This is a genomic window from Rhodococcoides fascians A25f (genome assembly GCF_000760935.2).
GTDB lineage: Bacteria > Actinomycetota > Actinomycetes > Mycobacteriales > Mycobacteriaceae > Rhodococcoides.
The window spans coordinates 2,346,953-2,370,600 of sequence record NZ_CP049744.1 but is presented as its reverse complement, the minus strand read 5'-3'; the positions used below and the strand labels follow the sequence as shown (position 1 = coordinate 2,370,600).

At 65.1% G+C, this 23,648-nt stretch carries 22 protein-coding genes; 8 read left to right on the top strand and 14 right to left on the bottom strand.

The window, feature by feature from the left end; all coding sequences use genetic code 11:
* Positions 1-12 precede the first annotated feature (12 nt).
* From BH93_RS11225 to hrcA, 5 genes are all read right to left on the bottom strand, one after another.
* A complete protein-coding gene (locus tag BH93_RS11225) occupies positions 13-1,056 on the bottom strand; it encodes a PhoH family protein (protein ID WP_032379167.1) in 1,044 nt (347 codons plus the stop codon).
* A gap of 94 nt (positions 1,057-1,150) precedes the next feature.
* Positions 1,151-1,906 (bottom strand): alpha/beta hydrolase family protein, encoded by a 756-nt coding sequence (locus BH93_RS11220; RefSeq protein WP_037177285.1) that lies wholly within the window; start codon positions 1,904-1,906, stop codon positions 1,151-1,153.
* Positions 1,903-2,676, bottom strand: a complete 774-nt coding sequence (locus tag BH93_RS11215) for a 16S rRNA (uracil(1498)-N(3))-methyltransferase (RefSeq protein ID WP_037177284.1) — start codon at positions 2,674-2,676, stop codon at positions 1,903-1,905. Before BH93_RS11215 ends, BH93_RS11220 begins: the two co-directional genes overlap by 4 nt.
* Before the next feature lie 3 nt (positions 2,677-2,679).
* Entirely contained in the window at positions 2,680-3,837 is a 1,158-nt protein-coding gene (dnaJ, locus tag BH93_RS11210; RefSeq protein ID WP_032402415.1) for a molecular chaperone DnaJ, read from the bottom strand.
* 98 nt (positions 3,838-3,935) lie between these two features.
* Positions 3,936-4,979 carry a heat-inducible transcriptional repressor HrcA gene (gene hrcA, locus BH93_RS11205; protein ID WP_032379171.1) on the bottom strand — a complete coding sequence of 348 codons (1,044 nt, stop codon included), beginning with the start codon at positions 4,977-4,979 and terminating at the stop codon, positions 3,936-3,938.
* Between the two features lie 133 nt (positions 4,980-5,112).
* On the opposite strand from hrcA, the gene BH93_RS11200 reads away from it, so the two are divergent.
* A complete protein-coding gene (locus BH93_RS11200) occupies positions 5,113-5,418 on the top strand; it encodes a type II toxin-antitoxin system VapB family antitoxin (protein WP_032379172.1) in 306 nt (101 codons plus the stop codon).
* 45 nt (positions 5,419-5,463) lie between these two features.
* Here BH93_RS11200 and hemW read toward each other — a convergent pair whose 3' ends face one another.
* Entirely contained in the window at positions 5,464-6,675 is a 1,212-nt protein-coding gene (gene hemW / locus BH93_RS11195; protein ID WP_037177283.1) for a radical SAM family heme chaperone HemW, read from the bottom strand.
* 368 nt (positions 6,676-7,043) lie between these two features.
* Between hemW and BH93_RS11190 the strand changes: the two genes are divergently transcribed.
* Genes BH93_RS11190 through BH93_RS11170 form a run of 5 tightly spaced genes read left to right on the top strand, consistent with a single transcriptional unit; the run spans position 7,044 to position 12,484 of the window.
* Positions 7,044-8,762: a nitrite/sulfite reductase gene (locus tag BH93_RS11190; protein WP_037177860.1), complete on the top strand. Its 1,719-nt coding sequence runs from the start codon at positions 7,044-7,046 to the stop codon at positions 8,760-8,762.
* Complete coding sequence (locus BH93_RS11185) at positions 8,759-9,469, top strand: phosphoadenylyl-sulfate reductase (protein WP_032379572.1); 711 nt, start codon at positions 8,759-8,761, stop codon at positions 9,467-9,469. The genes BH93_RS11190 and BH93_RS11185 overlap by 4 nt, the downstream gene beginning before the upstream one ends.
* Positions 9,466-10,410, top strand: coding sequence for a sulfate adenylyltransferase subunit CysD (cysD, locus tag BH93_RS11180; protein ID WP_032379176.1), 945 nt, complete (start codon positions 9,466-9,468; stop codon positions 10,408-10,410). Before BH93_RS11185 ends, cysD begins: the two co-directional genes overlap by 4 nt.
* Positions 10,410-11,714 (top strand): sulfate adenylyltransferase subunit 1, encoded by a 1,305-nt coding sequence (locus BH93_RS11175; protein ID WP_165712701.1) that lies wholly within the window; start codon positions 10,410-10,412, stop codon positions 11,712-11,714. Before cysD ends, BH93_RS11175 begins: the two co-directional genes overlap by 1 nt.
* Positions 11,711-12,484, top strand: a complete 774-nt coding sequence (locus BH93_RS11170) for a sirohydrochlorin chelatase (RefSeq protein WP_037177280.1) — start codon at positions 11,711-11,713, stop codon at positions 12,482-12,484. Before BH93_RS11175 ends, BH93_RS11170 begins: the two co-directional genes overlap by 4 nt.
* Here the strand turns inward: BH93_RS11170 and BH93_RS11165 are convergent.
* From BH93_RS11165 to BH93_RS11145, 6 genes are all read right to left on the bottom strand, one after another.
* Entirely contained in the window at positions 12,412-13,461 is a 1,050-nt protein-coding gene (locus tag BH93_RS11165; protein ID WP_037177279.1) for a sulfate/molybdate ABC transporter ATP-binding protein, read from the bottom strand. The genes BH93_RS11170 and BH93_RS11165 overlap by 73 nt on opposite strands.
* Positions 13,461-14,261, bottom strand: coding sequence for a sulfate ABC transporter permease subunit CysW (cysW, locus tag BH93_RS11160; RefSeq protein ID WP_037177277.1), 801 nt, complete (start codon positions 14,259-14,261; stop codon positions 13,461-13,463). Before cysW ends, BH93_RS11165 begins: the two co-directional genes overlap by 1 nt.
* Positions 14,258-15,151, bottom strand: a complete 894-nt coding sequence (gene cysT / locus BH93_RS11155; RefSeq protein ID WP_080739266.1) for a sulfate ABC transporter permease subunit CysT — start codon at positions 15,149-15,151, stop codon at positions 14,258-14,260. Before cysT ends, cysW begins: the two co-directional genes overlap by 4 nt.
* A gap of 6 nt (positions 15,152-15,157) precedes the next feature.
* On the bottom strand, positions 15,158-16,180 hold the full coding sequence (locus BH93_RS11150; protein ID WP_037177855.1) for a sulfate ABC transporter substrate-binding protein: 1,023 nt from the start codon (positions 16,178-16,180) through the stop codon (positions 15,158-15,160).
* 186 nt (positions 16,181-16,366) lie between these two features.
* A complete protein-coding gene (locus BH93_RS28225; RefSeq protein ID WP_310180897.1) occupies positions 16,367-16,456 on the bottom strand; it encodes an Ms4533A family Cys-rich leader peptide in 90 nt (29 codons plus the stop codon).
* A gap of 176 nt (positions 16,457-16,632) precedes the next feature.
* The gene (locus tag BH93_RS11145) at positions 16,633-16,866 is read right to left on the bottom strand and encodes a hypothetical protein (RefSeq protein WP_032402409.1); all 234 of its coding nucleotides are present in this window, start codon (positions 16,864-16,866) and stop codon (positions 16,633-16,635) included.
* 93 nt (positions 16,867-16,959) lie between these two features.
* On the opposite strand from BH93_RS11145, the gene BH93_RS11140 reads away from it, so the two are divergent.
* Entirely contained in the window at positions 16,960-19,005 is a 2,046-nt protein-coding gene (locus tag BH93_RS11140) for a glycoside hydrolase family 15 protein (RefSeq protein ID WP_032402408.1), read from the top strand.
* Between the two features lie 31 nt (positions 19,006-19,036).
* Here the strand turns inward: BH93_RS11140 and BH93_RS11135 are convergent, their stop codons facing one another.
* Positions 19,037-20,044 carry a nitronate monooxygenase gene (locus BH93_RS11135; protein WP_037177275.1) on the bottom strand — a complete coding sequence of 336 codons (1,008 nt, stop codon included), beginning with the start codon at positions 20,042-20,044 and terminating at the stop codon, positions 19,037-19,039.
* A 165-nt stretch (positions 20,045-20,209) separates the two neighbouring features.
* Between BH93_RS11135 and BH93_RS11130 the strand changes: the two genes are divergently transcribed.
* The gene (locus BH93_RS11130) at positions 20,210-21,595 is read left to right on the top strand and encodes an HNH endonuclease signature motif containing protein (protein ID WP_165712698.1); all 1,386 of its coding nucleotides are present in this window, start codon (positions 20,210-20,212) and stop codon (positions 21,593-21,595) included.
* A gap of 118 nt (positions 21,596-21,713) precedes the next feature.
* On the opposite strand, the gene lepA is transcribed toward BH93_RS11130, so the two are convergent.
* The gene (gene lepA / locus BH93_RS11125) at positions 21,714-23,561 is read right to left on the bottom strand and encodes a translation elongation factor 4 (protein WP_371829190.1); all 1,848 of its coding nucleotides are present in this window, start codon (positions 23,559-23,561) and stop codon (positions 21,714-21,716) included.
* Positions 23,562-23,648 lie beyond the last annotated feature (87 nt).

The following is a 23,648-nucleotide window of genomic DNA, read 5'->3' as shown; positions in this document are numbered from 1 at the left end:
CGTACACCTGAATCATCTTCTCGCCGAACGCGGTCCACCGCTGCGGCGTTGCTCGCGGTTGGGAATCACACCTTCCGATGCCGACTCGAAGCGCTCGTATGCGTCGACGATTTCCGAGACCAGGCGATGCCGCACCACGTCGCTGCTGGTGAGCTGCGCGAAGTGGATGTCGTCGAGGTCGGTGAGAATCTCGGATGCGGCACGCAATCCCGATTTTGCGCCACCCGGAAGGTCGACCTGGGTGACGTCGCCGGTGACCACGATCTTCGAGCCGAACCCCAGACGCGTCAGAAACATCTTCATCTGCTCGGCCGTGGTGTTCTGCGCCTCGTCGAGAATGATGAACGCGTCGTTGAGCGTACGACCGCGCATGTACGCGAGCGGGGCGACCTCGATGACCCCTGCTTGCATCAGCTTGGGGATCGCTTCGTCGTCCATCATGTCGTGCAACGCGTCGTGCAGCGGGCGCAGGTACGGGTCGATCTTCTCGTGCAAGGTACCGGGCAGAAAGCCGAGGCGCTCGCCCGCTTCCACTGCCGGACGCGTCAGGATGATGCGGCTGACCTGTTTGGTCTGCAATGCCTGAACGGCCTTGGCCATCGCGAGGTATGTCTTGCCGGTACCGGCAGGTCCGATGCCGAACACGATGGTGTTGGCGTCGATCGCGTCCACGTACCGCTTCTGGTTCAGCGTTTTGGGCCGGATCGTCTTGCCGCGACGCGAGAGAATGTCCAAGCTCAGGACCTCGGCGGGCGAATCGGACACGCCCTCGGTGAGCATGGCGATCGAGCGGCGGACGGCGTCGGGAGTCAGCGGCTGGGCGCGCTTGGCGAGCGCGGCCAACTCGGAGATCACCCGTTCGGCCAGCGCCACGTCGGCCACTTTTCCGGTGAGCGTCACGGCGTTTCCTCGTACGTGGATGTCTGCCGTCAGCATCTGCTCGAGCGCCCGCAGGTTCTCGTCGGACTGTCCCAGCAGTGGCATCACTGCTTCGGGGGCGAGCTCCAAGGTGGACCGAACATCACGCTCGGCGGGAAATTCGCTGTGTTCACTCACGTGGTGGCTATGGCCTGCTCTCTTGTTTCGGTTGTGGAGACATGGATCGGTGTTCGAATGAAGTTTAACGCCGCAGCATCGATGCGCATTCCTATTACTCGCCGCTTCGGCCCAGCACGGCGTCGAGCGAGAGTGCCCAACACCGCGAATCCGGGTTCAGGAACGCGAAGTGGTCCTCGCCGGGGACCATCGTCAGCAGCGCGTCGTCTCCGGCTGCTCTCGCCGTCTCGACGTACCGCTCGCTCTGCACCGCCGGGACCTGGACGTCCTCGGACCCGTGCAGGCAGATCGTCCGGATACCGATGGGTGCACGGGCAGCAGGCGAGGCCGATCGGTACAGCGCGGGGTCGTCCTCGTATCGAGCCTGCAGCAACGCCTCGACCGCCGGATTGGTTCGACCCGACGCACCACGCGGCTCCAGGTCGAGGACACCGGCCTGCGAGACGATGCGCGACGGCCGCACTGTCGTACTCGTTTCGCCGCCGAGCCACACTGCCAGGTGCCCGCCTGCGGAGTGTCCGATGACGCGAACGTCGTCGATGCCGGCCGGGGCGTGGTGTTGCACCGCACCGGCGACGACGTCGAGAGCTGCGAGGACGTCGGACTGCATCTCCGGCCAGTGCCCGCCCGCGCCGACACGTCTGTACTCGATGTTCCACGCCACCGCGCCGGCTCCCGCGACAGCGCGCGCGAATTGGGTGCCGAGGTTCGATCCGTACTGCCCGCTCCAGAATCCGCCGTGTATCACCACGACGACCGGCGTCGACGCATCGACGGGCTCGGGCGGCAGGTAGAGATGGCCGAATTGCTCAGCATGATCGCCGTACGCAATCTTGATCCGTGCGCTCATGCGTTCCGAAAATCCGGGGGAAGTTGCGTCCAGCGAGAGGTGAGCACCCCCAGCGCGCCGAGTGCCACGGCTCCTGCCGTCGACGTCCTCAGCACCGTCGGTCCCAGCACGACCGGGGTTGCCCCGGCTTCGGTGAGGGCAGCAACTTCGCGGTCGTCGAGGCCACCTTCGGGGCCGACCACGAGCGCGACCTCGGGAACCGAATCGAACGGCAGGTCCCGAAACGCCGAGGTGGCACCCTCGTGCAGCACGGCAACAACCCCGCCGCGCGCGACGATCGAGCCGACCAGGGCATACACGGCACGCGAATCGTGCAGGTCGGAGACCTCGGGGATGAATGCCCGACGCGACTGCTTGGCTGCCTCCGCTGCGGTGCTCCGCCATTTTGCGACGCCCTTCGTCGCCTTCGGGCCCTCCCACCGTGCGACGCAGCGCGCGGACTGCCAGGGCACAACAGCGTCGACGCCTGCCTCGGTGGCCAGCTCGATGGCGAGTTCCGATCGGTCCGCCTTCGGCAATGCCTGCACGAGCGTCACCACCGGAGTGGGACGCGGCATCTCGCTGCGCGACTGCACGGTCAGTTCCAGTCGGTTCTTCTCCGCTGCGGCGACGACCGTATCGGCCAAGCCGCCCGCTCCGTCACCGAGCAGCACCCGCTCTCCGACGCGAATGCGTCGCACCGTCGCGGCGTGATGCCCCTCCTTACCGTCGAGGACGGCGATGTCGCCGACCTTCGGCAGCGGCGAGAGATAGAAGACCGTGGGGGCCATGGATCAACGACCGCTGAACGCTTCCCGCAACCGCGAGAACAGTCCACCGCTGTGTGCGGAACCGGTGGTGACGACCTCGGCCGAGTCGCGATCTCTCATCGACTTGAGCTGTTCGAGCAGTTGGGTCTGCTTGCTGTCCAGCTTGGTCGGCACGATGACCTCGAGGTGGGCATGCAGGTCACCGCGAATACCGGAACGTAGCTTGGGCATACCGTGCCCGCGCAACACGGTCGTCGAATTCGGTTGTGTGCCTTGTTCTATCGAAATCTCGGTGGGCCCATCGATGATCGCATCGATGTTCACCGAGGTGCCGAGTGCGGCGTCGACCATCGGAACGCGGACGGTGCAGTGCAGATCGTCGCCGTCGCGGACGAACACCTCGTGCTGCTGTTCGACGATTTCCACGTACAGATCTCCCGCGGGGCCACCGCCCGGGCCGACCTCACCCTGCGAAGCAAGACGGATCCGCATGCCGTTGCTCACGCCGACGGGAACCTTGACCGAGATGTCGCGACGCGAGCGCACCCGCCCGTCGCCGCCACACTTGCGGCAAGGATCGGGAATGGTCTCGCCTGCACCGCGGCAGGTGGGGCACGGACGGCTGGTCATGACCTGGCCGAGGAACGAGCGCTGCACCGACTGCACCTCACCGGCACCGCCGCAGGTTTCGCACCGAACCGGCTTGGAGTCGCCGTTGGTGCCCGAGCCGGTGCACAGGTCGCACAGAATCGCGGTGTCGACGGTGATGTGCTTGGTCACGCCGGTGGCGCACTCGTCGAGGGTCAGCTTGGTCCGTAGCAGCGAATCGGCTCCCGGCTGCACACGCCCCTTGGGCCCGCGCTGGGCCCCACCGGCACCGCCGCCGAAGAATGCCTCGAACACATCCCCCAGGCCACCGCCGAATCCGGCTCCACCGAACCCACCGCCGCCGCCTCCGCCGCCCTGCTGCAGCGGGTCGCCGCCGAGGTCGACGATGCGACGCTTCTCCGGATCGGAGAGCACCTCGTAGGCGGTGGAGATGTCCTTGAACCGGGCCTGTGCGGCCTCGTCCGGGTTGACGTCCGGGTGCAGTTCTCGCGCCAACTTTCGGTAGGCGCGCTTGATCTCCTGGTCAGTCGCCTGTTGGCCGACGCCCAAAGTCCCGTAATAATCCCGTGCCACGTCGTCTCTTTCGTCCTAGAAGATGAATCTCGTTCGTTGATGCTGCGTGCCGGCGGCCCGTGCCCCCGCTGCCGGTCTTCGATCGGTTCTCGCTCGTCTCAGCGCTCGGCCAGGACCTCGCCGATGTACCTGGCAACCGCGGCGACCGACGCAATTGTTCCTGGGTAGTCCATCCGGGTCGGCCCCAGAACACCCATTCCTCCGAGGACCATGCCAGCCGACCCGTAGCCGGTGGAAATCACCGACGTTCCACGCATCTCCTCGACCTGCGTTTCCTCACCGATCCGCACGGTCACGGTGCGGGTGTCCTGCGTCACTGCGAGCAGTTTGAGCACCACCACTTGCTCTTCCAACGCCTCGAGTACCGCTCGGAGCGATCCGGGAAACCCCGCGTCGCCGGCGAAGTCCGCGGCGTTGCGCGTCAGGTTCGCCGTTCCGCCGAGTACCAGGCGTTCCTCGGGGTGCTCGACCAGCGATTCCACCAGCACCGTGGCCGAACGGATCATGGCGTCCCGGAGCCCGGCCGGAGCGTTCTCGGCGAGTTCGGCCACCGCGACGGACGCGGCTGCCAGTCGCTTTCCTTCCAACGCGCTGCCGAGCAGGCGACGCAGCTGCGACAGATTCTCGTCGTCGAGGACGTCACCGAGCTCGACGATGCGCTGATCGACCCGCCCCGAGTCGGTGATCAGCACCAGCAGCAACCGAGCCGGGGTGAGCGCCACCACCTCGAGATGCCGAACCGACGACGCCGACAGTGTGGGGTACTGCACCACGGCAACCTGACGGGTCAACTGAGCCAACAGTCGGACGCCGCGCCGCAGAACATCGTCCAGGTCGACGCCGTTCTCGAGGAATTCCAGGATGGCCCGGCGTTCGGCCGCCGACAGCGGCTTGACGTCGGCGATCCGATCGACGAACTGGCGATACCCCTTGTCGGTCGGTACCCGACCGGAGCTGGTGTGCGGTTGAGCGATGTACCCCTCGGCCTCGAGAACAGCCATGTCGTTGCGCACGGTGGCACTCGACACGCCGAGGTTGTGTCGCTCGACCAACGCCCGTGAACCGACGGGTTCCTGGGTGGACACGTAGTCCGCCACGATCGCTCGTAGAACCTCGAACCGCCTGTCGTCGGTGCTCGACATCGGTGCCCACCTCCGTTCTCGTTTCCAATCGTCGCTCGAGTCTAGTAGCCGAGGCACGCATGCTCGTGCAAGGCCTTACTGTGGTCCGGGTGGAAACGTTCTTTCGATTCGATCCAGCGGCTCAGGCCTCGCGATGATCTTCAAGGGTGTTCGTGACGGCAAGCCGTACCCCGAGCACGGTCTGTCCATCCGCGACTGGTCGAGAATCCCGCCACGCCAGCTACGTTTGGACGAGATCGTCACCACGACAAAGGTGCTCGAACTCGACCGATTGCTGTCCGAGGACTCCACCTTCTACGGCGATCTCTTCCCCCACGCCGTGCAGTTCCGCGGCGTCATCTATCTCGAAGACGGTCTGCACCGAGCCGTGCGTGCAGCACTGCGGAACCGAACAGTGTTGCACGCCAGAGTGTTCGATTACGACGCCCTGAGTGCCTGAGGGTACGAAGGTCCTGGAAACGCTGAGTGCCTGAGTAGGTCTGCGCTACGCCGCTGCGATGCTGCGCACTACCGCGTCGGCGAGCAATCGTCCTCGGTCGGTCAGCACGAGACGGTCACCCTGCGCCGACATCAACCCGTCTACGACCGCCTGTTCGGCAGCGGTGCGCTCGGCCGGCCCGAGCACACTCACCGGCACTCCCGTGCGGAGTCGGACGGTCAACATCAGCTCCTCCAGGTGTCGATCCTCGGCGCTGAGTAATTCGCTGCCGTGCACCGGCAGTACCCCGGTGGCCAGGCGATCGGCGTATGCCGCCGGGTGTTTGACGTTCCAGAACCGGGTGCCGCCGATGTGGCTGTGTGCGCCCGGACCCGCGCCCCACCAGTCGCCGCCGTCCCAGTAGCCGATGTTGTGGCGGCACTGCGCGTCGGCATCGGTGGCCCAGTTCGACACCTCGTACCAGGAAAGGCCTGCTGCGTTCAGAGCCGTGTCGATACGTTCGTATCGACTCGCCAGCACGTCGTCGTCCGGGGCGGGCAGCTCACCGCGGCGCACTTTGCGGGCCATGGCCGTGCCGTCCTCGACGATCAGCGCGTACGCCGAGACGTGGTCGACGCCTGCCGCGAGCACGGCGGCAAGAGACTGATCGAGGTCGCTGTCTCGCTCGCCCGGAGTGCCGTAGATGAGGTCGAGGTTGACGTGCTCGAACCCGGCCGCGCGAGCCTCCTTCGCCGCAGCGACCGCTCGACCCGGTGTGTGGGTGCGATCGAGAACTGCGAGCACATGCGGTGCGGCGGACTGCATTCCGAGCGAGACCCGGGTGAAACCTGCGGCGCGGAGTCGGTCGAAGAACTCCGGAGACGTCGATTCCGGGTTCGATTCGGTGGTCACCTCGCCGCCGTCGGTCAGACCGAAACTGGACCTGACCGCACCCAGGACGTCGGCCAATCCGTCGCCCCCGAGCAGTGACGGTGTGCCGCCGCCGACGAAGACGGTGTCGGCCGTCGGGACGCGACCGGTTTCCGCTCCGATCAGCCCCGCGGCGATGTCGAGTTCCCGGCGTAGGCCCTCCAACCACGACTGCGGCGACGCCGACGTACCGAGCTCCCCCGCCGTGTAGGTATTGAAGTCGCAGTAGCCGCATCGCGTGGCGCAGAACGGAACGTGCACGTAGATCCCGAACGCCCGGTCCCCCACGCCGTCGAACGCCTCGGTCGGCAACTCGAAGGTGGACGGGACGGGTACGACGGTATTCACGGTCTCCAGTCTCCCAGAGAGTGCGGGGCCTTCTCCCCACCCGCCGCCGAGAGCAATCGCAGCAGCCCTGCCAGCCTATTTACCCCGAAATCGGGGTAAATAGCCGCCGCGGTCTTCCGTCGCCCCGATGACGTGGCACAATGGCACCCGTGACCGACTCAGGAATTCGACTCGTGGCGCGCCGCCATGTCGATCTCGGCCGTGTCTGCAGCGCGTCGTGTCGACACACGACCGGCTGCTGACCCAGCCTCCTTCGAGCACGTCCATTCGATCCACCGGCTTCCCACTCGTGTCGCGAGCGCCTCGCGCGACGACCCGAAGAATGCCAGCACGGAAGCCGGCCAGCACAGAAGATGCAGGAGCAATGCATGTCGTCGACCAGCGACGCGACCACCGACGCTGCCTCCGCCACACCACGGGAGCGCACACCGCGGCCGACCAAGCGTCGAGCCGAGGGCCAGTGGGCACTGGGTTACCGGGAGCCACTGAACGCCAACGAGCAGTCCAAGAAGGACGACAACCCGCTCAACGTGCGTGCCCGCATCGAGAACATCTACTCCAAGCAGGGCTTCGACAGCATCGACAAGGGCGACCTTCGCGGCCGCTTCCGCTGGTGGGGCCTCTACACCCAGCGTGAACAGGGGTACGACGGCACCTTCACCGGTGACGACAACATCGACCTGCTCGAGGCCAAGTACTTCATGATGCGCATCCGCTGCGACGCGGGCGCACTGAACCTCGAGCAACTGCGTGTGCTCGCGGGAATCTCTCGAGAGTTCGGTCGCGACACCGCCGACCTGTCCGATCGAGAGAACGTGCAGTTCCATTGGATCGAGGTCGAGAACGTCCCCGAGATCTGGCGTCGGATCGAAGCGGTCGGCCTGAAGACCACCGAGGCGTGCGGCGACTGCCCACGCGTGGTGCTCGGTTCCCCGCTCGCGGGCGAGGCCGTCGACGAGATCCTCGACCCCACCTCCGCCATCGACGAGATCGTCGAGCGCTACATCGGCAAGCCGGAGTACTCCAACCTGCCGCGCAAGTTCAAGACGGCGATCTCGGGCCTGCAGGACGTGGTGCACGAGATCAACGACTGCGCATTCGTCGGCGTCGTACATCCCGAGCACGGGCCCGGACTCGACCTGTGGGTCGGCGGCGGACTGTCCACCAACCCCATGCTCGCGCAGCGAGTCGGCGTCTGGGTTCCGCTCGCGGACGTTCCCGACGTGTGGGAAGGCGTCGTCTCGATCTTCCGTGACTACGGCTACCGCCGGCTTCGCACCAAGGCGCGCCTGAAGTTCCTCATCAAGGACTGGGGCATCGAGAAGTTCCGCCAGGTCCTCGAGGACGAGTACCTGCACCGCAAGCTCATCGACGGCCCGGCGCCCGAGAAGCCCGCTCGGCCCCGTGATCATGTCGGGATCCAGAAGCTCAAGAACGGCCTCAACGCCGTCGGTGTTGCACCCATCGCGGGCCGCGTGTCCGGCACCATCCTCGCTGCCGTCGCCGACGCCGCCGAGAAGGCCGGGTCGGATCGCGTCCGGTTCACGCCGTACCAGAAGCTGATCGTCCTCGATGTTCCGGACGAGACGCTCGAGCAGCTGATCTCCGACCTCGATGCACTGGGCCTGCCTGCCCGGCCCTCGCACTGGCGTAAGAACCTGATGGCGTGCAGCGGCATCGAGTTCTGCAAGCTCTCGTTCGCCGAAACCCGCAAGCGTTCACAGGTTCTCGTCCCGGAGCTCGAAGAGCGCTTGTCCGACATCAACAGCAAGCTCGACGTGCCGATCACGATCAACATCAACGGCTGCCCCAATTCGTGCGCGCGGTCGCAGATCGCCGACATCGGCTTCAAGGGCCTTCTGGTCGACGACGGAGCCGGGAATCAGATCGAGGGTTTCCAGGTTCATCTCGGAGGCAGCCTCGGTCTGGACAGTGCGTTCGGCCGGAAGTTGCGCCAGCACAAGGTGAACAGCTCCGAGCTGGGAGATTACATCGACAGAGTGGTGCGCAATTTCGACAAGCACCGCGAGGACGGCGAACGGTTCGCTCAGTGGGCCGTGCGAGCAGACGAGGCGGATTTGCGATGAGTACCAGGCTGAATTTGACGGTAGAGGAATTGAAGGACATCGCCGAGCGCGGTGCCCGCGAACTCGACGGGGCCAGCCCACTGGAGCTGCTGCAGTGGACCGAGGACAACTTCGGTAACGACTTCATCGTTGCCTCCAACATGCAGGACGGGGTTCTCGTTCACCTCGCTGCACAGGTTCACCCGGGTGTGGACGTGCTGTTCCTCGACACCGGCTACCACTTCGCCGAGACCATCGGAACGCGCGACGCCGTCGAGGCCGTCTACGGTGTTCATGTCGTCAACGCCCGCGCCGAGAAGACTGTCGCAGAACAGGATTCGATCGAGGGCAAGGACCTGTTCGCCCGCGAGCCCAATCGCTGCTGCGCGATGCGCAAGGTCGCGCCCTTGAAGAAGGAGCTGGCCAACTACAGCGCGTGGGTCACCGGCATCCGTCGGGTCGAGGCCCCCACCCGGGCCAACGCCCCGCTCATCTCTTTCGACGACGCCTTCGGCCTGGTGAAGATCAACCCGATCGCACCGTGGTCGGACGAGCAGATGCAGGCCTACATCGACGAACATTCGATACTGGTCAATCCCCTCGTCGACGAGGGATATCCGTCCATCGGGTGCGCACCGTGCACCGTCAAACCAGCCCCCGGCGCCGACCCACGTAGCGGTCGATGGGCCGGCAAGGCCAAGACCGAATGCGGGTTGCACGCCTCATGACACTCGACCTCACCTCGGCCACCGTCGGTCGGACCCATCTCGATGCAGATCGGTTCGACACCCTCGACGCACTCGAATCCGAAGCCATCCACATCTTCCGTGAGGTGGCGGGCGAGTTCGAGCGCCCCGTCATTCTGTTCTCCGGCGGCAAGGACTCGACCGTACTGCTGCACCTGGCGATCAAGGCGTTCTGGCCCGCTCCCCTACCGTTCGCGCTGCTGCACGTCGACACCGGTCACAACCTGCAGGAGGTGCTGGACTTCCGCGATCACGTCGTCGCGAAGTACAACCTGCGCCTGCACGTGGCCAGCGTCGAGGAGTACCTCGCCGACGGCCGCCTCACCGAGCGCCCCGACGGCATCCGCAACCCGCTGCAGACCGTGCCGCTTCTCGACGCGATCTCCGAGAACAGATTCGACGCAGTCTTCGGCGGTGCGCGACGCGACGAGGAACGAGCCCGCGCCAAGGAGCGAATCTTCTCGCTGCGCAACGCATTCGGTCAGTGGGAGCCGAAGAAGCAGCGCCCCGAACTGTGGAATCTGTACAACGGCAGGCATTCCCCCGGCGAGCAGGTGCGCGTGTTCCCGCTCAGCAACTTCACCGAGCTCGACATCTGGCGCTACATCGCGCGTGACGACGTGGAACTGGCGAGCATCTACTACGCGCACCAGCGCCCCGTGTACCAACGCGACGGCATGTGGATGACGCCGGGCGTATGGGGCGGACCGGCCGAGAACGAGGAGCTGCAGACGCTCTCGGTGCGCTACCGCACCGTCGGCGACGGATCCACTACCGGTGCCGTGTTGTCCGAAGCCGCCGACAATCAGGCGATCCTCGCCGAGGTCGCCGCGTCCAGGCTGACCGAGCGCGGAGCCACTCGCGGCGACGACCGCGTGTCCGAGGCTGCCATGGAAGATCGCAAACGAGAAGGATACTTCTGATGAGCAGCACAGGAACTCAGCTCCTTCGCCTCGCCACCGCAGGTAGCGTCGACGACGGTAAGTCCACCCTCGTCGGACGGCTGTTGTACGACACCAAATCCGTTCTGGCAGACCAGATCGACGCCGTCACTCGCGCGTCGGTGGACAAGGGCCTGGCCACACCGGATCTGTCCCTCCTGGTCGACGGTTTGCGTGCCGAGCGTGAACAGGGCATCACGATCGACGTTGCCTACCGCTACTTCGCGACGCCCAATCGCTCCTTCGTACTGGCCGATACTCCCGGCCATGTGCAGTACACCCGCAACACCGTCTCGGGCGCGTCGACGGCTCAGCTGGTCATCCTGCTCGTCGATGCCCGCAAAGGTGTGATCACCCAGACCCGCAGGCATGCAGCGGTTCTGGCCCTCCTGGGCGTTCCGCGCCTGGTGCTGGCCGTCAACAAGATCGATCTGGTCGAGGACCCCGCGACCGTCTTCGCCGAAATCTCGGCAGAGTTCAATTCGCTGACCTCCTCGCTCGGCTGGTCCACCGAGGACGTCATCGAAATTCCGGTGTCCGCACTGCACGGCGACAACGTCGCGGTGAAGTCCGACAAGACCCCGTACTACGACGGACCCACCCTCATCGAACACCTCGAGTCGGTTCCGGTCGACGCCGAACCGCACCGCGTCGGTCTTCGTTTCCCTGTGCAGTACGTCATCCGGCCTCGCACAGCCGACTTCCCCGACTATCGCGGGTACGCCGGGCAGGTGGCGGCCGGCACCGTGGACGTCGGCGACGAGGTCGTCATTCTGCCCTCCGGCACCAGAACCACGGTCGAGCGCATCGATACCGCGGATGGTGAACTGCGCACAGCTCACGCTGGACGCAGTGTCACACTCGTCCTCGCCGACGACGTCGACGTCTCGCGCGGCGATACCATCGCCTCCCCGCAGGACGCACCCGAGCCGATCGGCGATTTCGAGGCCACCGTGTGCTGGCTCGCGGAGAAGCCGCTTCGCCCAGGCGCTCGCCTGTTGCTCAAGCACGGAACCCGCACCACCCAGGCCATCGTCGGGGCTCTGATCGAGCGGTTCGACGAACAGCAGCTCACCGCACAGGAAAGCCCGGAATCGTTGGAGCTCAACGAGATCGGCCGCATCTCGGTGCGGGTCGCCGAACCGATCGTGGCAGACGACTACGCCGTCAACCGGCACACGGGCAGCTTCTTGCTGATCGATCCTGCGGGCGGCAACACACTGGCCGCCGGGCTCGTCGGCAACGCTCTGGCTGCAGTCGAGCTGGGGTCGGCAGTTCCGGCGTGACCGCACTGATCGCGGTTGCCCACGGCAGTCGTGACCCGCGCTCCGGCGCAGCGATCCACCGCGCCGTCGACGTCCTACGTCGGCGGCGACCGGATCTGGACGTACGCGTCGCGTTCCTGGACCTCACCGAGCCCGGCGTCGGGCATGTCGTGGACGCCGTGGTCGACGCTGGACACACCCGCATCGTCAGCGTCCCGTTGTTGCTGGGCAAGGCCTTTCACGCCAAGGTCGACCTGCCGGAGCTGCTGGCCGACGCACGCACCCGGCATCGGCACGTGTCGATCGTGCAGGCCGACGTGCTGGGCGACGACCGCCTCCTGATCGAAGCAGTGCGTGACCGCATCCTCGATACCGGTGTCGCACCGAACGATCCGACTGTGGGCATCGCATTGGCTGCGGTCGGATCCTCTGCGTCACCGGCGAATCAGCGCACCCGAGTGGTCGCCCAGAAATTGCTCGCCGGGACCGGCTGGGCCGGTGCCGTGACCTGTTTTGCCACGTCCGTCGAGCCGTCCCCCGAGGACGCCGTCGCGCACCTGCGCACGATGGGTGCCACTCGCATTGTCGTGGCACCCTGGTTCCTTGCCCCGGGACTGCTCACTGATCGGATCGAAGCATCACTGTCGGACCGACCGGATGTGATGCACGCCGACGTGATCGGAGCGCACCCAGCTCTGGCCGAACTGGTATCGCGGCGCTACGACTCGGCAGTTGCCCGCGCCGCATCGGTGGCGTCGGCGATCGTCGGCACCCGAGTCGCTCGCACGTAGACGGTCTCGCCCTCACGAAGACCGAGGGCCTCACTGTCACCGCGCGTGATCTGCGCGGCGAACAGTTCACCCGTGGCCGCGTTCTCGAGCTCGACCTTCACCTCGAAGCCGAGATGCACCACACGCTGGACGACGGCGCGCGTCACGCCGGCCGATTCTGCGGTTCCGCTGGCTTGGGCCTGCGCCAACGACGGATCACGCCCGACGCGAATATCGTGTGGCCGCACCAGAAGTCCGTTCAGCTTCGCGACCTGGCCCAGGAACGACATGACGAAGTTATTGGCCGGACGGTCGTACAGATCCTCCGGGGTGCCGACCTGCTCTATCCGGCCCTTGTTGAGCACCGCGATCCGGTCCGCGACGTCGAGCGCCTCCTCCTGGTCGTGCGTCACCAGAACAGTGGTGACGTGCACCTCGTCGTGCAGGCGGCGTAGCCACGTCCGTAGATCGGCGCGCACCTTGGCGTCGAGCGCGCCGAAGGGCTCGTCGAGGAGGAGCACCTGTGGGTCGACTGCGAGGGCGCGAGCAAGCGCCATGCGCTGACGCTGGCCACCGGAGAGCTGCGCCGGGTAGCGACTCTGAAACCCGGCCAGCCCGACGATCTCGAGCAGCTCGTCTACCTTCTTGGCGATCTCGGCCTTGGGCCGTTTGCGGATCTGCAGACCGAACGCGACGTTGTCTCGCACCGTGAGGTGTTTGAACGCCGCATAGTGCTGAAAGACGAATCCGATCTCGCGTCGCTGCGGACTGACCCACGTCACGTCCTGGCCTGCGAGCACCACCCGACCGGAGTCGAGTTGTTCGAGGCCTGCGATCGAGCGCAGCAGAGTGGACTTGCCCGAGCCGCTGGGGCCGAGAAGCGCTGTCAACGATCCCTTGGGGATGTCGATGCTGACGTTGTCGAGAGCTGCGAAATCGCCGTAGTGCTTGTTGGCACCGACAACGGAGATCTCGATCTCGGAGGATTTCTCGGTCATTACTTCGTCCTCTTCTTGTCGAGAACCGTCATCAGCAACAGCACGACGACGGCGATCGCCATCAGCAGCGTGGACGCGGCGTACGCGCCCTGTTGATTGAAGTCCTCATAGCGTGAATTGACCAGCAACGTCAGTGTTTGCGAAATGCCGGGCAGGTTGGTCGAGACCATGATGACGGCACCGAACTCGCCGAGCGAACGCGCGACGGTGAGTACGACACCGTAGGTCAGGCCCCACCGGATCGCCGGAAGGGTGATGCGCCAGAACGTCTGCCAGGAGCTTGCACCCAGGGTCGATGCTGCTTCTTCCTGCTCTTCGCCTATCTCGTACAGGACCGGTTCCACTTCGCGCACGACGAACGGCAGCGTCACGAAGATGGTCGCTATCACCATGCCGGGAAGTGCGAAAATCACCTTGAAGCCGAGACTTTCGATTCCTCCGAACCACCCGTTGGCACCCCAGAGCAGAATCAGCGCGACACCGGTGATGATCGGCGACACCGCGAAAGGCAGATCGACGATTGCCTCGAGTACGCCTTTACCGCGGAACCGCCCTCGTACCAACGCCAGCGCGGTGACCACACCGAAGACGACGTTGATCGGTACCACGATGGCAACGATCAGCAGTGACAGTTGCAAGGCCGATTGTGCCGCAGGAGTGGTGATCTGCTCGAAGAACGACACGACGCCGTCTTCGAACGTTCGATACAGGATGGCAGCGAGCGGAAAGAGCACGAGTACCGCGAGATAGATCAACGCAATCGTGCGCAGGGACAGTTTGACCGGCAGGCTGATCTTCACGAGAGCTGCTCCTCGCGTCTGGCAAGCCGGTTTCCGATGATACGAAGTACGAACAGCACTGCAAACGCAATGGCCAACAGCACCACCGAGATAGCTGCGGCGTCGATCGGGCGGTCGTACTCGATCAGCTCGCGAATGTACTGCGAGGCGACCTGGGTGTCGTCGGGGATATTGCCGCCGATGAGCACCACCGAACCGAATTCGCCGATGGCGCGGGCGAACGCGAGGCCCCCACCCGACAGCACCGCGGGGAGCAGCACCGGCAGAACGATGCGCCGGAAGATGGTCCAGTTGTTCGCGCCGAGCGAGGCGGCCGCCTCCTCGACGTCCTGGTCGAGTTCGATGAGCACCGGCTGCACCGCACGCACCACGAACGGCAACGTGACGAACAACAGCGCAACGATGACTGCGGGCTTGGTTGCATTGAACACCAAACCGATCGGACTCGCCGGGCCGTAGAGCGAGAGCAGCACCAAGCTGGCGACGATGGTGGGCAGAGCGAAGGGCAGATCGATCAGTGCGTTGACGAATCTCTTACCGGGGAACTCGTCCCGCACCAGAACCCATGCGATGAGTGTGCCGAGAAAGAGGTTGATCACCGCGGCTGCGATGGAGACGACGAGCGTCACCTTGAACGTGGCGATGGCGCGGGATTCGGTGATCGCGTCCCAGAATCCGGAGAGGCCGGCGTCGAAGGACTGTACGGTCAACGCGGCCAACGGAAGCAGCACGATGACGCTGAGCCACAACACAGCGACCCCGAGACCGAGTGGCCCCACCGATCCTGGTCCCCTGAACTTTCGGCCTTCCCGCCCGGCACGAAACCGGGGTCTCGTACCGGGCGGGACTGGCGAACCCGCAGTTGCGGTTTCGGTGGTCGAAGATGGCATCGATCTCTACCGAGTACTTTCCTGATAGATCGTCGTGATTGCGCCGTTGTCGCCGAACAGGTCGGCGTCGACCTGCGTCCAGCCACCGAGATCGTCGATGGTGTAGAGCTTTTCGGGGGTGAAGAACTTGTCGGAGTACTCCGAGGCGATGTCCGGGTTGGTCGGCCGGAAGCCTGCCTCGGCCCAGATCTTCTGCCCCTCGTCGGTGTAGATGAAATCGTTCAGAGCATTGGCTCGATCGAGGTTGGCACTGCTGTTGATCACTGCCACGGGATTGTCGATGCGGAACGTGACGGGAACGTCGACGTGCTCCACCTTCTGTCCTTGTTCCTCGATCAGCAGCGCCTCGTTCTCGTAGCTCAGCAGTGCGTCACCCTGGCCCTGCAGGAAGGCTTCGGTTGCCGCGCGGCCGGATTCGGGCTGAACCGGAAAATGGTCGGAGACGAGGGTGCGGACGAAATCGAGACCGGCCTGCTTGTCCTGGCCGCCGTTGCTCTTCGCCGCATACGGAGCAAGGAGATTCCACTTGGCCGAGCCCGAGCTGAGCGGACTGGGACTGATGACCTGTACGTCGGGCTTGATCAGGTCGTCCCAGGTACGAATGTTCTTCGGGTTGCCCTCGCGCACGACGATGGTCACCACGGAGCCGAACGGCACTCCGCCGTAGGCGTTCTGGTTCCAGTCCTCGTCGACCTTGCCGGCCTTGACGAGTCGGGTGACATCGGGTTCGACCGAGAAGTTGACGATGTCGGCGGGTGCACCGTCGGCCACCTTGCGAGACTGGTTGCCCGAGGCACCGTAGTCGGCGTTGATGGCGGTTCCCTCGCCGTCCTCGGTGGCTGCGAAAGCGGGACCGATTGCGTCCCAACCATTCTTGGGGACGGCGTATCCCACCAGGGTCAGGGCGGGACCGCTGGCGGTGTCCGATCCGCCGCCGACGACGTCACTCGATCCACCGCCGCACGCGGTGAGAAGAAGTGCTCCCACGGCGGCGAACGTTGTCAGCAGGTAACGAGAGCTATGACTCATCGAAGGATGGCCTTTCATGAATGGCGTGTACTGAGAACGAACTGGGCAGAAGTCGTCACTCCCCGAGTCGAACCGGACACCACCTCGGCAGCGCGAGATCACCATGAGCGGCAGCGGGAACATCTACGACCCACGTCACGCGAGGCGGACGCACGGATCGAGGAAACCGATTCGACGGAGGGAAAATCAACAACAGTCGATATCGGCGACTGCCAACATGCCGACAGCAATCAACGCCAACTGATGGCGGACGCGGTACTCGGCGGCAGAAGACACGGTCAGAAATCTAGCAGAGGTTTCGGACGGACTCTAATTCAGCGGACGCGCCCGGTGACTCGACGGCGCAGCCGTCGGCCGAGCCGTGTCGACGAGGCCCTACCGAGTGAGCAGCCAGGCGATGACAACCAGCACCAGCAGCGCGATGAGCGCCAGCGTTACCCGAGACCGTGGCATTACTGTCCATCCTTCGTCGTGGTGGAGGCACCAGCCGTCGACTCCGCCTCGCGAGCAGCGCGGGCGTCGCGACCGAGCAGGCGTAGGACCACCGCAAGAAGGCGATCGAACACCCGCGCCAGCAGGAACGCAGTCGGCACGATGACCAGCAGCACGACGATCGCCTGCGGTACGAACGGCAGACCCGTCACCCACAGTTCGACGCCGTCCCACCAACGCGCAACCGGTTCCACCCTCGCAGCTTAAACCAGCGCGTCCGGTGCCCACGCCACGCCGATCGACGACCAGCAGTGGACGACTGCCACCGATGAGTCGATGATTACGCCATGACGGCATTCGAAGATGTTTCGCCCGTGCCTCCGGTGGCCGACGAGCCCGCGATGGGATCTGGGCACCCAGAGTTGGGCGGGATCGAAGTTCAGGGAGTATTGGGCAGTACCGACGCACCGGTGTCCACCCTGACGTCCTACCGCAGCGCCTTTCCGCCGATCGACGACTACGCATTCCTTTCGGACTGCGAGACCACCTGTCTGATCGCGCGAAACGGATCCGTCGAGTGGATGTGCGTGCCCCGGCCGGACTCCCCCAGCATCTTCGGAGCGATTCTCGATCGCAGTGCCGGCCACTTTCGCGTCGGCCCGTACGGTCAGTCGGTCCCCGCGGCGCGGCGCTATCTGCCCGGCGGTCTGATCGTCGAGACCACGTGGCAGACCGAGACCGGCTGGTTGATCGTGCGCGACGCCCTCATCATGGGACCGTGGCACAACACCGATCAACGCTCTCGCACCCACAAGCGCGCACCGAGCGACTGGGATGCCGAACATATACTGCTGCGCACCATCAAATGTGTCAGCGGCACAGTCGAATTGGAGATGAGCTGCGAGCCGGCCTTCGATTACCACCGGGCACCCGCGAACTGGGAGTACACCGGCAAGGTGTACGAGGAGACCACCGCAACCTGCGAGGCGAGCGCGGACGGTGACCAGCCCACGCTGAAGTTGACCACCAATCTTCGGATCGGCATCGAGGGCCGTGAGGCTCGGGCCCGAACCCGAATGACCGAGGGCGACAATGTTTTCGTCGCTCTGTCCTGGTCCGACCTTCCTGCGCCGCAAACCTTCGAGGAAGCAGCGGAGAAGATGTGGCGCACCTCCGAATGTTGGCGGCAGTGGATCACCATCGGCCGGTTCCCCGACCACCCGTGGCGGGGCTACCTGCAGCGCAGCGCGTTGACACTCAAGGGCCTGACCTACGCGCCCACCGGTGCCCTGCTGGCGGCATCGACCACGTCGCTCCCGGAAACACCGGGCGGAGAACGTAACTGGGACTACCGCTACACCTGGGTCCGCGATTCGACGTTCGCACTGTGGGGCCTCTACACGCTCGGACTGGACCGTGAAGCCAACGACTTCTTCGCGTTCATGTCGGACGTGGCGACGACGGCGAACGGGGAGGTCAATCCGCTGCAGGTGATGTACGGCATCGGCGGCGAGAAGACCCTCGACGAGAGCGAGCTACCGCACCTGTCCGGATACGACGGCGCGCGGCCGGTACGCATCGGCAACGGGGCCTACGACCAAGAGCAGCACGACATCTGGGGCACCATGCTCGACTCGGTGTACCTGCACGTGAAGTCACGTGAGCACGTCCCGGAATTCCTGTGGCCGCTACTCAAACGTCAGGTCGAGGAAGCGATCGCCAACTGGCGCAAACCGGACCGTGGCATCTGGGAGGTGCGCGGCGAACCGCAGCACTTCACGTCCTCGAAGCTCATGTGTTGGGTCGCGCTCGATCGCGGTGCCAAGCTCGCCGACATCCATGGCGAGCAGGACTACTCGGACCAGTGGAACGAGATCGCGGACGAGATCAAGGCCGACATTCTCGAAAACGGCACCGACTCACGCGGAGTGCTGACGCAGCGCTACGGCGACCCGTCGCTGGACGCGTCGTTGCTGCTGGCACCGCTGCTGCGATTCCTGCCGGCCGACGACGAGCGAATCCGTGCCACGGTGCTCGCCATCGCCGACGAGTTGACCGAGGACGGATTGGTTCTGCGCTACCGAACCGACACCACCGACGACGGCTTGGCCGGCGAGGAAGGAACGTTCACGATCTGCTCGTTCTGGCTGGTCTCTGCCCTGGTGGAAATCGGCGAACTGCCCCGCGCGAAGCACCTCTGCGAACGTCTACTCGGCTACGCGAGCCCGCTCAAGCTCTACGCCGAGGAGATCGACCACCGCACCGGCCGTCACCTCGGCAACTTCCCGCAGGCGTTCACCCACCTTGCCCTCATCAACGCAGTAGTGCACGTCATCCGGGCCGAAGAAGCCCAGGCGTCCGGACACTTCCAGCCCGCCCACGCCAACCCCTGACCGGGAAGTTCGGTAGTCGCTGCGTGTGGTTTCAGCGGCCGAGTTGTCTCGCCCATTCGGCGATCAACTCGGCCGCGGGCTTGGCCTGAGCGCGGCGATGGCCGGTCCCGGCCCACATCGACAGTCCCGACGGGTCGCCCGCTGCTGCGGCCTTCGCGCGCATCGGCGCGGTCAGGTAGTGCAGATCGGGATACGCCAGCGGAGCGGCATCGGAGTTCGCGTGCATGAACTCGTTCACCAGACCCCGCGCGGGACGGCCGGAGAAGGCCCTCGTCACTGCCGTGTTCGGAGCCAGTGTCAGCTGTTCGCGGTGCACTGGTTTGGTGCCGGCCTCAGGCGTGTTCAGTAAGGCCGTCCCGAGCTGCGCGGCATGGGCTGCACCCGAATCCAGCAGTGGCGCAATGTCATTGCCGTCCATCAATCCGCCGGCTGCGATGCGAGGGAGTTCCGAGATCTCGCGGACCGCAACGAGCAGTTCGGCCAACGGCTCGTCCGGGGCCGACCCGTCGAACGTACCTCGATGCCCACCGGCTTCGGGCCCCTGCACAACGAGAGCGTCGACGCCGTTGGCGGTGGCCACCGACGCGTCGGACGCGGTGGCGACGGTGGCCCACACCTCCGTCCCGACTGCGTGCAGTTGGGCTACCTCGTCCGCATCGAACGTCGCGAATGTGCTCGAGACCAGCGGTACCGGATGCTCGAGCAGCCAAGCGAACTTCTCGGCGTAGAAGTCGTCTCGTCGCAGCAGCTCCCCTGGTTCGGCATCGAACCGCTCGAACCAGGACGCCAGGTGTTCGGCATAGGACGCCACGTCGGCACCGGACGGCTCCTCCGGCAGAAAGAGGTTGACACCGAACGGCAGTCCTCGAACCGAATCGATCTGCGCTGCAAAGGCTTCAGGTGTCAGTAATGCGCCCGCGATCATGCCGAGCCCACCCGCCTCCGAGACCGCGCGAGCCAGTTCGGGAGTACTCGGGCCACCCGCCATGGGCGCACCGACGACGGGCACACGGAGCTGCTTCAAGATCGGCGTAGTCACAGGTTCGAAATGTACTCGCCGGCCACGGCCTCGTCTGTCGCACCCGACATGCGTCCGCTACCACACGCCACCGACAGAATCGCGATATCGAATCTTTTTGCAGGGCAATAGTTTTCGATTCGACTATCATTGCTAGTCGAACGCATGTTCGATACACTAACCCCCATGACCACCGCGATCTGGCAACTGAGCGAGAGCGAACTCCTCGCCGACGCCACCGCGGCCTCCCACCAAATCCAACTCCTCGAAGCCCGACGTATCGCCCTCGTCGCGGAAATCGACACCCGCGTGAGCCGCGAGAAACTCGGATTCCCCGGCCCCGCCGGCTGGCTGACCTCCACCACCCTGCTCACCCCCAGCAAAGCCACCAAGATCGTCGCCCTCGCCCGCGGACTGAAAAACTTCCCCGACATCGCCGACGCCGTGAACACCGCCAGCATCTCCGTCGACCATGCCGCCCTGATCCTCACCTTCGCCGAAACACCACCGAAGAACCTCCCGCAAGAAGGCCAGGACGTTGCCAGAGCAGCATTGCTGACCGCCGCCACCGGACCCGACGCCCGCACCGGGCCACTGCGCGCAGCGATCACCAAACTCGAGGACACCTACGGCAGCAAGAAACCACCCGACGACACCGACCGCAACGAACTCTTCGCCTCCACAACCCTCAACGGGCGATTGGTGCTCAAGGCCGACTTCGACGCTGTCACCGGAGAAAAACTGCTCACCGCACTCTCACCCCTGACCGAACCCCAGCCCGCCGCCGACGGCACCCAAGACGAACGCAGCCCCGCCCGGCGGCGAGCCGACGCCTTCGGACACATCCTCGACCGCTACCTCGCCTCCAGCAACCGACCCACCGAAGGCGGCGAAAAGCCGCACGTCAACCTGCACATCAGCCTGCGCGACCTCACCAACCTCCGCCGAGGCCAGGACGACGGCAACGGCAACGGCAGCACTGCAACCGAATCCGACTGCAGCAGTGGTAATGGCGACGGCGTCGACAGCAGCGGCAGCGATGGTTGTGCCAGTGGCAGCGGCGATGGTTGCGACAACGACAGCCGGTCAGCCACCACCGATCGCGGCGCGTATCGCGACTTGTTCGGCGACGGCACCACCGTCGGGTGGCTGCCCTGGATGGGACCGCTCACCCGCGAGACCTCCCGGCAACTGGCCTGCGACTGCATCCTCACCGCCATCGTCATGGACGAGAACGGTTCCCCGATCAACCTTGCCCGCACCGCCCGCACCGTCACCGCCAAACAGAAACGCGCCCTCACCGCCCGCGATCACGGCTGCGCGTTCCCCGGCTGCGGCAAACCCGCAGCCTGGACCGAAGGCCACCACATCTGGCACTGGACCGACGGTGGACCCACCGACATGAACAATCTCGTCCTCCTGTGCGGTTTCCATCACCGACTGATCCACCACAGCGATTGGGAAGTGTTCATCGGCACCGACAACCACCCCTGGTTCATCCCACCCGCCACCGTCGACCCCTACCGACAACCCCGACAATCCCACGCCCGAGCCGGCCCCCACATCACATAACCACCGACAACAAGACCAGCCCCGCACCGAGAACACGGTGCGGGGCTGGAAAAGGTTGTGTCGCAGCTACTTCGATACGAGCGAAGGCACCTCGAAGCTGCCAGAGCGCGTGCCTGCGCTACTTCTTGGGCTTGTCCGACGAAGATTCCGAGGACAGTGCGGCGACGAAGGCTTCCTGCGGCACCTCGACGCGACCGATCGTCTTCATGCGCTTCTTGCCCTCTTTCTGCTTCTCGAGCAGCTTGCGCTTACGGCTGATGTCGCCGCCGTAGCACTTGGCCAGCACGTCCTTTCGGATCGCACGGATGTTCTCGCGCGCGATGATGCGCGATCCGATGGCGGCCTGGATCGGCACCTCGAACTGCTGACGCGGAATCAGTTCTTTGAGCTTGGTCGTCATCTTGTTGCCGTAGGCCGCGGCATTGTCCTTGTGCACGATCGCCGAGAACGCGTCCACGGCCTCCCCTTGCAGCAGGATGTCGACCTTGACCAGCGCACCGGCCTGCTCGCCGATCTCCTCGTAATCGAGGCTCGCGTATCCGCGGGTGCGGGACTTGAGGATGTCGAAGAAGTCGAAGATGATCTCGGCCATCGGAATCGTGTAGCGAAGCTCCACGCGGGTCTCGGACAGGTAGTCCATGCCGCCGAGTTCGCCACGTCGTCCCTGGCACAGCTCCATGATGGAGCCGATGAATTCGCTGGGCGAGATGATGGTGCACTTGACCATCGGCTCGAACACTTCCCGCGCCTTGCCCTCGGGCCAGTACGACGGATTGGTGACGATGTGCTCGGCACCGTCTTCCATTTCGACGCGGTAGACCACGTTGGGCGAGGTCGAGATCAGGTCCAGGTTGAACTCCCGCTCGAGCCGCTCGCGGGTGATCTCCATGTGCAGCAGCCCGAGGAATCCGCAGCGGAAGCCGAAGCCGAGAGCAACGGAGGTCTCCGGCTCGTAGGTCAGGGCCGCGTCGTTCAGTTGCAGCTTCTCGAGAGCATCACGCAGGTCCGGGTAGTCCGAGCCGTCGAGCGGGTAGAGACCGGAGTACACCATCGGCCGAGGCTCGCGGTAGCCGGTCAACGGCTCGGTTGCACCCTTCCGGAAGGTCGTGACGGTATCGCCCACCTTGGACTGACGGACGTCCTTGACTCCGGTGATGAGGTAACCGACCTCGCCGACGCCCAAGCCCTTGGTGGCCTTTGGATCGGGCGAGACGATGCCGACCTCGAGCAACTCGTGCGTCGAGCCGGTCGACATCATCGTGACCTTCTCGCGCGGGTTGAGCGCGCCGTCGACCACTCGCACGTAGGTGACGACGCCGCGGTAGGTGTCGTAGACCGAGTCGAAGATCATCGCCCGGGCCGGGCCGTCCGGGTTGCCGACCGGAGCCGGGACCAGCTTGACGACCTCGTTGAGCAGTTCTTCCACGCCCACACCGGTCTTACCGGATACGCGCAGTACGTCGTCGGCCTCGCACCCGATGATGTGCGCGATCTCGGCGGCGTAGCGATCCGGGTCGGCAGCGGGAAGGTCGATCTTGTTGAGCACCGGAATGATGGTGAGCTCTTTGTCGAGAGCCAGATACAGGTTGGCCAGCGTCTGCGCCTCGATGCCCTGAGCGGCGTCGACGAGCAGCACTGCCCCTTCGCAGGCTTCGAGGGCACGGGAGACCTCGTAGGTGAAGTCGACGTGGCCGGGAGTGTCGATGAGGTGCAGCACGAATTCTTCGCCGTCGACGACCCACGGCAGCCGCACGTTCTGCGCCTTGATGGTGATGCCGCGCTCGCGCTCGATATCCATCCGGTCCAGGTACTGCGCGCGCATCGACCGGTCGTCGACAACGCCCGTGAGCTGCAACATCCGGTCCGCCAACGTCGACTTACCGTGGTCGATGTGGGCAATGATGCAGAAGTTCCTGATCCTGGACGGATCGGTGAACGTCGTGTCGGCGAAGCTGGGCACTCGTATCCTTCGGCTGGCGTGTTCGAAATGAGCGAACGGGTGTGTCCATCGTCCCACGCCGAGAACGATGCGCCGTCCCCGGCTGTCCGACTC

Coding starts and splice junctions, on each gene's coding strand:
- BH93_RS11200 (WP_032379172.1), top strand. CDS start 5,113: ATGATCTTCAAGGGTGTTCGTGACGGCAAGCCGTACCCCGAGCACGGT.
- BH93_RS11165 (WP_037177279.1), bottom strand. CDS start 13,461: ATGACCGAGAAATCCTCCGAGATCGAGATCTCCGTTGTCGGTGCCAAC.
- BH93_RS11215 (WP_037177284.1), bottom strand. CDS start 2,676: ATGGCCCCCACGGTCTTCTATCTCTCGCCGCTGCCGAAGGTCGGCGAC.
- cysT (WP_080739266.1), bottom strand. CDS start 15,151: ATGCCATCTTCGACCACCGAAACCGCAACTGCGGGTTCGCCAGTCCCG.
- BH93_RS11185 (WP_032379572.1), top strand. CDS start 8,759: ATGAGTACCAGGCTGAATTTGACGGTAGAGGAATTGAAGGACATCGCC.
- hrcA (WP_032379171.1), bottom strand. CDS start 4,979: ATGTCGAGCACCGACGACAGGCGGTTCGAGGTTCTACGAGCGATCGTG.
- BH93_RS11150 (WP_037177855.1), bottom strand. CDS start 16,180: ATGAGTCATAGCTCTCGTTACCTGCTGACAACGTTCGCCGCCGTGGGA.
- BH93_RS11220 (WP_037177285.1), bottom strand. CDS start 1,906: ATGAGCGCACGGATCAAGATTGCGTACGGCGATCATGCTGAGCAATTC.
- BH93_RS11175 (WP_165712701.1), top strand. CDS start 10,410: ATGAGCAGCACAGGAACTCAGCTCCTTCGCCTCGCCACCGCAGGTAGC.
- BH93_RS11140 (WP_032402408.1), top strand. CDS start 16,960: ATGACGGCATTCGAAGATGTTTCGCCCGTGCCTCCGGTGGCCGACGAG.
- BH93_RS11130 (WP_165712698.1), top strand. CDS start 20,210: ATGACCACCGCGATCTGGCAACTGAGCGAGAGCGAACTCCTCGCCGAC.
- cysD (WP_032379176.1), top strand. CDS start 9,466: ATGACACTCGACCTCACCTCGGCCACCGTCGGTCGGACCCATCTCGAT.
- BH93_RS11190 (WP_037177860.1), top strand. CDS start 7,044: ATGTCGTCGACCAGCGACGCGACCACCGACGCTGCCTCCGCCACACCA.